8 protein-coding genes are annotated in these 10,400 nt (G+C 37.7%); 5 read left to right on the forward strand and 3 right to left on the reverse strand.

Annotated elements, in window-relative coordinates; all coding sequences use genetic code 11:
* Nucleotides 1-42: 42 nt before the first annotated feature.
* On the forward strand, nt 43-2,208 hold the full coding sequence (locus ACO6FI_RS04515; protein ID WP_485456303.1) for an RNA degradosome polyphosphate kinase: 2,166 nt from the start codon (nt 43-45) through the stop codon (nt 2,206-2,208).
* 57 nt (nt 2,209-2,265) lie between these two features.
* Here ACO6FI_RS04515 and ilvC read toward each other — a convergent pair whose 3' ends face one another.
* The 3 genes from ilvC to srtB all read right to left on the reverse strand — a co-directional run bounded on the left by ilvC (nt 2,266) and on the right by srtB (nt 4,794).
* A complete protein-coding gene (ilvC, locus tag ACO6FI_RS04520; RefSeq protein WP_485456304.1) occupies nt 2,266-3,285 on the reverse strand; it encodes a ketol-acid reductoisomerase in 1,020 nt (339 codons plus the stop codon).
* 57 nt (nt 3,286-3,342) lie between these two features.
* Nucleotides 3,343-3,840, reverse strand: coding sequence for an acetolactate synthase small subunit (ilvN, locus tag ACO6FI_RS04525; protein WP_009445922.1), 498 nt, complete (start codon nt 3,838-3,840; stop codon nt 3,343-3,345).
* A gap of 159 nt (nt 3,841-3,999) precedes the next feature.
* Nucleotides 4,000-4,794 carry a class B sortase gene (gene srtB, locus ACO6FI_RS04530; RefSeq protein ID WP_485456305.1) on the reverse strand — a complete coding sequence of 265 codons (795 nt, stop codon included), beginning with the start codon at nt 4,792-4,794 and terminating at the stop codon, nt 4,000-4,002.
* 125 nt (nt 4,795-4,919) lie between these two features.
* Here srtB and ACO6FI_RS04535 point away from each other — a divergent pair, with 125 nt between their 5' ends.
* The 4 genes from ACO6FI_RS04535 to ACO6FI_RS04550 form a co-directional block, all read left to right on the forward strand.
* Nucleotides 4,920-7,784 carry a YfhO family protein gene (locus ACO6FI_RS04535; RefSeq protein WP_485456306.1) on the forward strand — a complete coding sequence of 955 codons (2,865 nt, stop codon included), beginning with the start codon at nt 4,920-4,922 and terminating at the stop codon, nt 7,782-7,784.
* An 18-nt stretch (nt 7,785-7,802) separates the two neighbouring features.
* On the forward strand, nt 7,803-9,182 hold the full coding sequence (gene argH / locus ACO6FI_RS04540; protein ID WP_485456307.1) for an argininosuccinate lyase: 1,380 nt from the start codon (nt 7,803-7,805) through the stop codon (nt 9,180-9,182).
* Complete coding sequence (locus tag ACO6FI_RS04545) at nt 9,182-9,517, forward strand: NusG domain II-containing protein (protein WP_485456308.1); 336 nt, start codon at nt 9,182-9,184, stop codon at nt 9,515-9,517. The genes argH and ACO6FI_RS04545 overlap by 1 nt, the downstream gene beginning before the upstream one ends.
* Before the next feature lie 8 nt (nt 9,518-9,525).
* On the forward strand, nt 9,526-10,400 hold an 875-nt coding region (locus tag ACO6FI_RS04550), incomplete at its 3' end, for an aminotransferase class I/II-fold pyridoxal phosphate-dependent enzyme (RefSeq protein ID WP_485456309.1).

Consider the following 10,400-nt stretch of genomic DNA (forward strand, 5'->3'; position numbering starts at 1 on the left):
TTAAAACAGATAAGGACTTTTTGATAGAAAGGAGTTGGCTTTATGGAAAAGTTTGACAATGTGGAATATTTTACCAACAGAGAACTGTCTTGGCTTAAGTTCAACACAAGAGTCTTACATGAAGCTAAAGATGATGATGTAAAGATTTTTGAAAGACTGAAATTTTTAAGTATCACATCATCAAACTTAGATGAATTTTTCATGGTAAGGATTGCATCACTCAAGGATATGGTGGATGCCGACTATAAGAAAAAAGATATTGCGGGAATGAGTGCGGATAAACAGCTTAATGTACTTGCAAAAGAGACACATGATTTTGTAAGAAAGCAGTATGAAATCTACAGTTCACTGTTACCTCTTCTTAAAGAAAATCATTTGTATATAGCAGGTCACGGTGACGAACTTTCACATAGTGAGAAAAAGTTCATAAACGAATACTTTGACGAGTTTGTATATCCCGTACTTACTCCTATGGCCGTGGATGCGTCAAGACCGTTTCCTCTTGTAAGAAATAAGACACTTAATATTGCGGCTCTTATCAGAAAGAGAAAGGATGAAAGCTCAAAGAAGAAGAAAAAGGATGTCTACCTTGGAAATGTGGATGGAGATATGGACTTTGCAATGGTACAGGTACCGTCTGTACTTCCAAGAATTGTAGAGATTCCTACAGATTCCGAGGAAAGAAAGATAATCTATCTTGAAGATATTATCGAAAAAAATATTGATAAGCTTTTCTTAAACTATGAGGTAATCTCGGCTGCAACCTTCAGAGTAATGAGAAATGCGGAGTTTAAGCTTGATGAGGACGAGGCACTGGACCTTTTAGAGGAAATCAAGAAGAAGTTAAAGAAAAGACAGTGGGGAGAGGCAATCAGACTCGAAGTTGAAGAGAGGATGGATACAAGCCTTTTAAACTTTTTAAAAAACGAGCTTAATGTTGATGAAGAGGATGTATTCAGAATAGACGGACCTCTGGATCTTACAGTTCTTATGAAGATATACTCACTTGACGGCTTTGACAATCTGAAGGATAAAAAGCATATCCCTGTAGCCAACGCAAGACTTTTGGATTGTGAAGATATTTTTGAGGAAATAAAGAAAAAAGATATTTTACTTTCACATCCGTATGAGAGTTTTGATCCTGTGATAGATTTTGTATCAAAGGCGGCTGCAGACAAGAATGTACTTGCTATCAAGCAGACACTTTACAGAGTCAGCGGAAATTCTCCTATTATAAAGGCGCTTGCAAATGCGGCGGATAACGGTAAGCAGGTCACGGTTTTGGTTGAGCTTAAGGCAAGGTTTGATGAGGAAAACAATATCAACTGGGCAAGGATGCTTGAAAAGGCGGGATGTCATGTAATCTACGGTCTTGTAGGATTAAAGACTCACTCGAAGATAACTTTGGTGGTAAGAAGAGAAGAAGACGGTATCAGAAGATATGTACACCTTGGAACCGGAAACTATAATGATTCCACAGCAAAACTGTATACAGACCTCGGTATGTTTACAGCAAGAGAAAGTTACGGTGAGGACGCTACGGCGGTCTTTAACATGCTAAGCGGATATTCGGAGCCTCCGTTTTGGAAGAGATATGTTGTAGCTCCGCTTTGGATGAAGGATACATTCTTAAATAAAATAAATCAATGTACAAAGGCTGCAAAAAACGGCAGTGATGCTCATATAATTGCCAAGATGAATTCACTTTCAGACAAGGATATTATAGAAGCGCTTTATGCCGCAAGCTGTGCGGGAGTGAAGATAGAGCTTATAGTCAGAGGTATATGTTGCCTCAGAGTAGGAATAAAGGGAGTATCTGAAAATATTACGGTAAGGTCTATAGTGGGTACATTCCTTGAGCACGCCAGAATATTTGATTTCCGTATAGACAGTGAAGAGGAGATTTTCCTTGGAAGTGCAGACTGGATGAACAGAAATCTTGAAAAGAGAGTGGAGATAGTATTCCCGGTAGCGGATGAGGATATCATAAGGAGTATCAAGCACTACCTTGAGGTTGAGCTTGAAGACAATGTAAAGGCTTCAATACTCTTAACTGACGACAGCTATGAAAAGGTAAAGAAAAACAATGAAGCAAGGAAAAACTCACAGGAAATCTTTGTCAAAGAGGCAAAGGAGGCCTATGAAAATGCCGTAAAAGCCGGCAATACTGAGGATGGCAGAACTTTTATACCTTTAAAGGGAGAATAGATAAAATTTAAAATATGAAATAAAAAATGGGGTAGCAAGCGCTACCCCGTTATTTGTTTAGTTGTTTATAAGCTTCTCATCATCATTGTTCCAGCTGTAAAGCTTTCTGATCTCTGCACCGATCTTCTCTGAAGGATGCTCTGAAGCAAGCTTTCTCATAGCCTTGAAGTGTACCTGACGACCTGCAGGAGACATATCAAGTAAGAACTCCTTAGCAAATGTACCGTCCTGGATATCTGAAAGGATCTTCTTCATAGCCTTCTTTGTATCCTCTGTGATGATCTTAGGTCCTGTGATGTAGTCACCGTACTCTGCTGTATTTGAGATAGAATATCTCATTCCCTCAAATCCTGACTGATAGATAAGGTCTACGATAAGCTTCATCTCATGGATACACTCAAAGTATGCGTTTCTTGGGTCATAACCTGCCTCACAAAGAGTCTCAAAACCTGCCTGCATAAGTGCACAAACACCTCCGCAAAGAACTGCCTGCTCACCGAAGAGGTCTGTCTCAGTCTCTGTACGGAATGTAGTCTCCAAAAGACCTGCTCTTGCGCCGCCGATACCTGCACCGTAAGCAAGTGCAAGGTCAAGTGCCTTACCTGTAGCATCCTGCTCAACAGCTACAAGGCAAGGTGTTCCCTTACCCTCAAGGTACTCTGAACGAACAGTATGTCCCGGAGCCTTAGGAGCTATCATTGTAACATCAACGTCCTTAGGTGCTTTGATACATCCGAAATGTACATTGAAACCGTGAGCAAACATAAGCATATTTCCTGCCTCAAGGTTCGGCTCGATATCCTTCTTGTACATATCAGCCTGAAGCTCATCATTGATAAGAATCATGATGATATCAGCCTTCTTTGCAGCCTCTGCAGCTGTATAAACCTTAAGTCCCTGTGCCTCTGCCTTAGACCATGATTTGCTGCCCTCATATAGACCAACGATTACATCGCATCCGCTTTCCTTTAAGTTCAATGCATGTGCGTGTCCCTGGCTGCCATAACCGATGATGGCAATAGTCTTACCCTCAAGCATTGAAAGATTACAGTCTTCTTGATAATAAATCTTAGACATAAAATAATACCTCCTAAAAACTTTTATGATTAACCTGTTAGGTGAATCGTCAAAAAATTAATTTAAAACAACTACGTCCTCACTGCCTCTTGAAAGAGCGGTAAGTCCTGTTCTTGCAAGTTCCAAAACTTCATAATCTGAAAGAAGATTTGAAAGTGCTTCAAGCTTTGAATTGTCGCCTGTAAGCATAACTGTCAGACAATCTTTTGCCACGTCAACAATAGTGGCTCTGAATATATCACAAAGTGCCGCAATATCCTGCCTTTGTGAAGCGTTTGCCTTAACCTTTATCATAATGATTTCACGGAAAACACTCTTGCCTTCCTCTAAAACCTTGATATCTCTTACATCTTCAAGTTTTCGCAGCTGTTTAACTATCTGATCAAGTGTGTCCTCATCTCCTATAGAAACCACCGTCATTCTTGAAAAACGCGGGTCGGCTGTTTCACCTACAGTGAGTGAGTCTATATTATAGCCTCTTCTTGAGAAAAGACCTGCCACACGACTCAGAACACCTGAAGAATTATCTACAATAAGTGAAAATACTCGTCTCATGTTACCTCCAAATATTTTAAAGTAGTAATAATAGTTTTGACAAAACAATAAAATAAATTGGTTCGCCCTTTACTATAGCACCATTATTATAAATGTCAATTTATTATATAACATAATATCTATAACTATAAGTTATATCATTTGACAACAGCTATAATTTTACCTGTGATCCGCACCGAAATCAATAGCGGATAAATCATATCTTTGTGGCTCGTTATCATCATTTAACTCATAAGCATAAAGAATGGTTCTGGTATCGTCACCTTCATATGAGCAGGTGATAAAGGACCATATTTTATCAATGCCGCTTGAAGGAATATCTCTGAACTTACATTTTTCAGTCATCCTGTCAACATAGTTGTGGAAATAGTCCATATCGTCAAAATATGTCTGCCTTCTCTCAGGAGCGGAGTCCGAATAAAGCGCTGCAAAGGTCTTAAGCCTATATGTCTTATCAGGTGTATAAATATATATCATCCTATGTTCTTTAAAAAAGTTTTCATCCTTAAACTTTGTTATATCTGTGAACATCTTGCCGTCTTTCATATGGTGGCCGTAGATGATATTGTTGAGCGTTGAAAAATCGGAATTACTGTATCCGTCCATATATACCGAATAATAGGATTCCTTATGGTTTATATCGTGGTGCAGATAGTACTCAATATCGTATTCCTTCCATAGTATAGGATAATCAATAACTGTACCAGGGATATATACCCAGGCTATAACATCAGGGTTTGTAGCCTTAAGTGAATCAAAATCTATCTTTCTTTTATAATTTTCATCTGTTTCATATGCCTTTGTAGGCGGCATCGTGGTAGTTTCTTCCACAGTGGTGGTAGCCTCCGTTGTAGTTTCCGGCTCCTTTTTATTTTTTCTATTTGAAAATATGACGGCAATCATGATAAGCAATACGGCGAATGCCAAAATAGGTAATAAAATTTTCTTTTTCATATATCTCCTAACGACTTTTAGGTAGAAGTATAGCATTTTTTTTTAGTATTGTATATAAATATTATGATTTTGATTGATTTAAAAAATAACCTCTACTATAATTAGTGAGAAGACGGAGGAAGAAGATGGAAGATTTGAATTTGAATCAGAGAGAAGAAACTATACTGGATAAGAGGGCGGTATTTATTTTATCCTTTTTTATACCGGTTTTTATAATGGTATTGATATTTGTGCAAAGAGGTATATTTCCCTTTGGAGATGAGAGCTTTTTAAGAACTGATATGTATCATCAGTACGCTCCGTTTTTCTCGGAATTTAAATATAAGCTGAGCCACGGAGGTTCACTGCTATACAGCTGGGACCTTGGTATGGGTATCAACTTTTCGGCACTGTACGCGTACTATCTGGCAAGTCCGCTCAATTGGCTGATTGTACTTTGCCCACAGGCGTATGTTATAGAGTTTATGACATATATGATTGTGGCAAAGATAGGTCTTTGTGGGCTTAGCTTTACATATTATTTATCAAAGCATTCCACAAAGAAAAAATCCGGAATAGTCTTTTTTGGAATATTTTATGCACTTTCAGGATATATTGCTGCGTACAGCTGGAATATTATGTGGCTTGACTGTATAGTGTTGTTCCCTTTAGTATGTTTAGGTCTTGAAAGCCTTGTAAAGAAAAACAAGGGATTTTTATATGCTGTAAGCCTCGGTATATGTATACTTTCAAACTACTATATTTCCATAATGATATGTCTGTTTATGGTTATATATTTTATATCCTTACAGATACTTAAGCCTGACAACAATTTTAAAAAGTTTATCATAACATCAGTACAGTTTGCGGTATTTTCATTGCTTGCAGGAGGATTAAGCGCTTTGGTGCTTTTACCTGAGATATATGCTCTGAAGCTTACCGCATCGGGAGATTTCAACTTCCCTACAACATTTGAATCATATTTTTCCATATTTGATATGATTGCAAGACATATGGGAAATGTACAGATAGAGATAGGTCTTGACCATTGGCCTAATATTTACTGTGGAGTCGGAGTATTCTTGTTTGTACTGCTTTATTTGTTGAACAAAAAGATCGGTAAAAAGGAAAAAGCGGTATATACTACATTGCTTGTATTTTTCCTTGCAGGATTTTCTATAAATGTACTTAATTATATCTGGCACGGACTTCACTATCCGAATTCACTTCCTGCCAGACAAAGCTTTATATATATTTTCCTTGTGCTTTTTATGTGTGCAAAAGCATATGACAGACTTGAGGAAAATACCGCAAGAGATCTTTTTATTGCTTTTGGTATAAGCATGGGTTATATACTCTTGGCGCAAAAGATAGTGAACAACGAAGACTTCCATTTTGCGGTATTTTATGTAGCGATGATTTTTATCTCTTTATATGCGATACTCACATATATGTATATAAAGAAGAGATTTTCAACTACAAGCTTATTTTTATTTGCACTTGCTCTGGTAGTGGTAGAGTCAAGTATAAATATGTCTGTAACCAGTGTAACTACAATAAACAGAAGCAATTATATAAATGACAATAAGGATGTAAGAGCACTTGTAGCAAAGCTTCCTAAGGATGAATTTTATCGTATAGACAAGGTGGACAGAAAGACAAAGGATGACGGAGCATGGATGAACTTCAGATCGGTATCCATATTTTCATCAACCGCCAATGCGTCACTTTCAGACCTGTTTGAGAAGCTTGGAAATGAAGCGTCTACAAATGCATACTCCATCACAGGGGAGACGCCTTTACTTGATATGCTCTTTAGTGTAAAGTATGCAATATATACAGGTGAGACAAGGAATGCAAATATTTCATTACTTGATGTTTCAGGTAACAGCTATCTGTATGAAAACCCTTATACATTGCCGCTTGGATTTATGGTGGATGAAAGATTCAGTGATGAGTGGAATATAAACTTAGGCGACCCTATAGAGGTGCAAAACGACCTTGCAGCCGTATACGATTTGCCTGATATATTTGAACAGGTTGAGACATTTAATGAATCAAATTCTGTAAACTTTACTACAGATGAAGATGGTGAATACTATGCATATGTGACCAATCCAAGTATTGACGAGGTGGACTTCAGTTTTGGAGACGGTGAAAGCAAGAAGACTTTCAAAAACCTGAAAAGACATTATTTAATGGAACTTGGTACCTTGGATGCCGAAAAGAACGGACATTTTGTAAATAGTGACGATAAGAACAAAGATGAAAATCTTGATGTCAGAGTCTACAGAGTAAACTATGATTCATTAAAGAAGCTTTATTATATTTTGAACACCAATCCGCTTACTTTAAGTAAGATATCGGATACAAATCTTATCGGAAACGTTCATTCGGTAGAAAGCACCACACTTTTTACATCAATTCCTTATGATGAGGGTTGGAATGTATATGTAGACGGAAAAAAGGTTGAGAAGATAAAGCTTTTGGATGCCTTTATCGGTCTTAAGCTTGAAAAGGGTCAACATCAGATAGAGTTTAAGTATCAGACTGTCGGCTTCATAGAGGGTGCAATAATAAGCGGCGCTTCAATAGCGATACTTATTTTGATGTACTTATTTGTAATGTTTAAAAATAACGGCTTTAAGTTCAGAAAAGAAGAGCTTGGACTTAGGGAAGATGAAATAGAAGAGATAGATTTGGACGATGACGACGAGTCGGATGAAGATGATGAAGAAGATGACGAATCGGACATTGATGACGAATCCGATAACGATGACTTGGATACTGAAAACACAGATAAAGACTTACAGGATGAGTCGGATACTGTAGCAAAGTCAGGTGATGAGGTGTTATCCGAATCCGAAGCCGAGGATTTTAAAAATATAAACACTAAAGACACATCAAGAGATCCGAAGATAGTGGATGTTATGATACATATCGCATCGGCTAATACAAATGATGAAAGTAATAAAGAAGCCGATACAAATAATGACGGCGATGATAAATAATAGAGATTTGGAGAAAATATGAAACTTTGGGGTGGAAGATTTACAAAGGAGACGAATAAACTTGTTGAAAACTTCAACGAGTCACTTTCGTTTGACCACAGATTTTATAAGCAGGATATAAGAGGCAGTATTGCTCATGTAAAGATGCTTGCAAAACAAAATATACTTACAGATACTGAGAGAGATAAAATTATTGAAGGTCTTAAGTCGATAGAAGCGGATATAGATGCCGGAAAACTAAAGTTTGATGACGGCAGTGAGGATATACATTCATTTGTAGAAGCACATCTTATAGAGAGAATAGGTGATACCGGTAAGAAGCTTCATACGGGAAGAAGCAGAAACGATCAGGTGGCACTTGATATGAAACTCTATGTAAGAGATGAGATAGATGAACTTAAGAATCTCTTATATGAACTGCTTAGCGAAGTGCTTCATATAATGGAAGAGAATAAGTCTACATATATGCCCGGCTTTACACATTTACAAAAGGCACAGCCGACCACATTGGCACATCATTTCGGTGCATATTTTGAGATGTTTATCAGAGACTTTGACAGACTGGTTTCCACAAGAAGGAGAATGAATCTTTCACCTTTGGGTTCGGGAGCTTTTGCAGGAACAACATATGATCTTGACAGAGATTATGTGGCAAGCCTTCTTGATTTTGATACCGCCACAAGAAACAGTATGGATTCCGTAAGTGACAGGGATTATCTTTTGGAGCTGTTATCAGATCTTGCTATAATTTCAATGCATTTAAGCCGACTTTCAGAAGAGATTATCATATGGAATACGGATGAGTACAGATTTGTAGAGATGGATGATACCTACTCTACAGGTTCGTCTATAATGCCTCAGAAGAAAAATCCAGATACTGCGGAGCTTATAAGAGGAAAAAGCGGAAGAGTATACGGAAGCCTTATATCACTTCTTACTACAATGAAGGGATTGCCGCTTGCATACAATAAGGATATGCAGGAAGACAAGGAGATGTCTTTTGATACCATAGATACTGTAAAAAGTTTGATAAAGCTTATGAGCGGAATGCTCTCAAGTATGAAATTCAATCATGAGAAAATGGCAAAAAGTGCAAGAGGCGGCTTTACAAACGCTACCGATGCGGCTGATTATCTGGTTAAGAAAAACGTACCTTTCAGAGATGCACATGAGATAGTAGGCAGGCTTGTACTCTACGGTATTGAAAATAACAAGGCGCTGGATGATTTTACCTTGGAAGAGTTTCAAAATATTTCAGAGGTCTTTGATAACGATATTTATGATACAATTTCTCTAAAGACCTGCGTTGAAAAGAGAAATACAAAGGGCGCTCCGGGGCTTAAAGCTATAAATGATGAGATAGAGGCTTCAAGAAAGCTTTTGGAGAGTCTGAAATAATGAAGTTAAAGAAAAATGATATCATTTTGATTATTATTGTACTTATTATAGGTATCGCAGTAGGACTTTATATTTTATTAAATAAAAAGCCCGGCGGAAAGGCGGTTTTAAAGTACGGCAATAATCTAAGTCTGGATATTGATTTGTCAAAAGACAGGGAAATAGATTTGGAGAGCAACGGCATCAAAATACATTTGGATATCAAAAACGGTGCAATTGCATTTGTACACAGTGAATGTCCCGATCATATCTGTGAAAGATTCGGCTATATAAAAAATGTAGGTGAGTCGGCGATTTGCCTGCCGGCACAGGCATCGGTTACTATAGTAAAGTAGGAGAGAAAATGGTTTCAAAAAAGATGCTTGACCTTGGTACAAAGAGGTCGGTTATTAGAGATATATTTGAGTATGGAAGCAAGCTTGCAAAGGAAATCGGAGCAGAAAATGTACTTGATTTCAGCCTTGGTAATCCGAGCACTCCGGCTCCGAGAGAGGTGGCAAATACTATAAGGTATATGGTTGAGGAGCTTTCACCGAGAGAGTACAATAGCTATACTTCATCAGCAGGTGATACCGAGACAAGGCTTGCGGTTGCAAAAAACTTAAACAAACGTTTTTCTACAGACTATAATGAGCAAAATATTTTTATGACCTGTGGTGCAGCAGCTTCACTTAATATTATATTTAAGGCAATTATAGAGTCGGATGATGATGAGATAATAGTAAATATTCCGTACTTCCCTGAATACAAGGTATTTATAGAAGGTCAGGGCGGTAAACCTGTATTTGCAAAATGCAGTGAAAATCTTTATCTTGATATCTCTGAGGTTGAGAGTAAGATAAATGAAAATACAAAGGCCGTACTTATAAACTCTCCGAACAATCCTTCAGGTGTGATATATCCTAAGGAGAATTTGGAAGCACTGGCAGAGCTTTTAAAAGAAAAGCAAAAGGAGTACTCACATCCTATATTTTTAATAAGCGACGAGCCGTACAGAGAACTTGTGTTTACAAATGAAAAACCTGAGTTTTTGCCTAATATATATGACAATACCTTGGTGGCATACTCTTGGTCAAAATCACTTTCACTTCCGGGTGAGAGAATAGGATATATCCTGGTTCCAAATAAGGTTAAAAATCATGAAGATGTTTTCGCGGCGGTAGGCGGAGCGGCAAGAGTACTCGGGTATGTCTGTGCACCTTCAATGTTTCAGTATGT

Source organism: Lachnoanaerobaculum sp., from assembly GCF_057250505.1.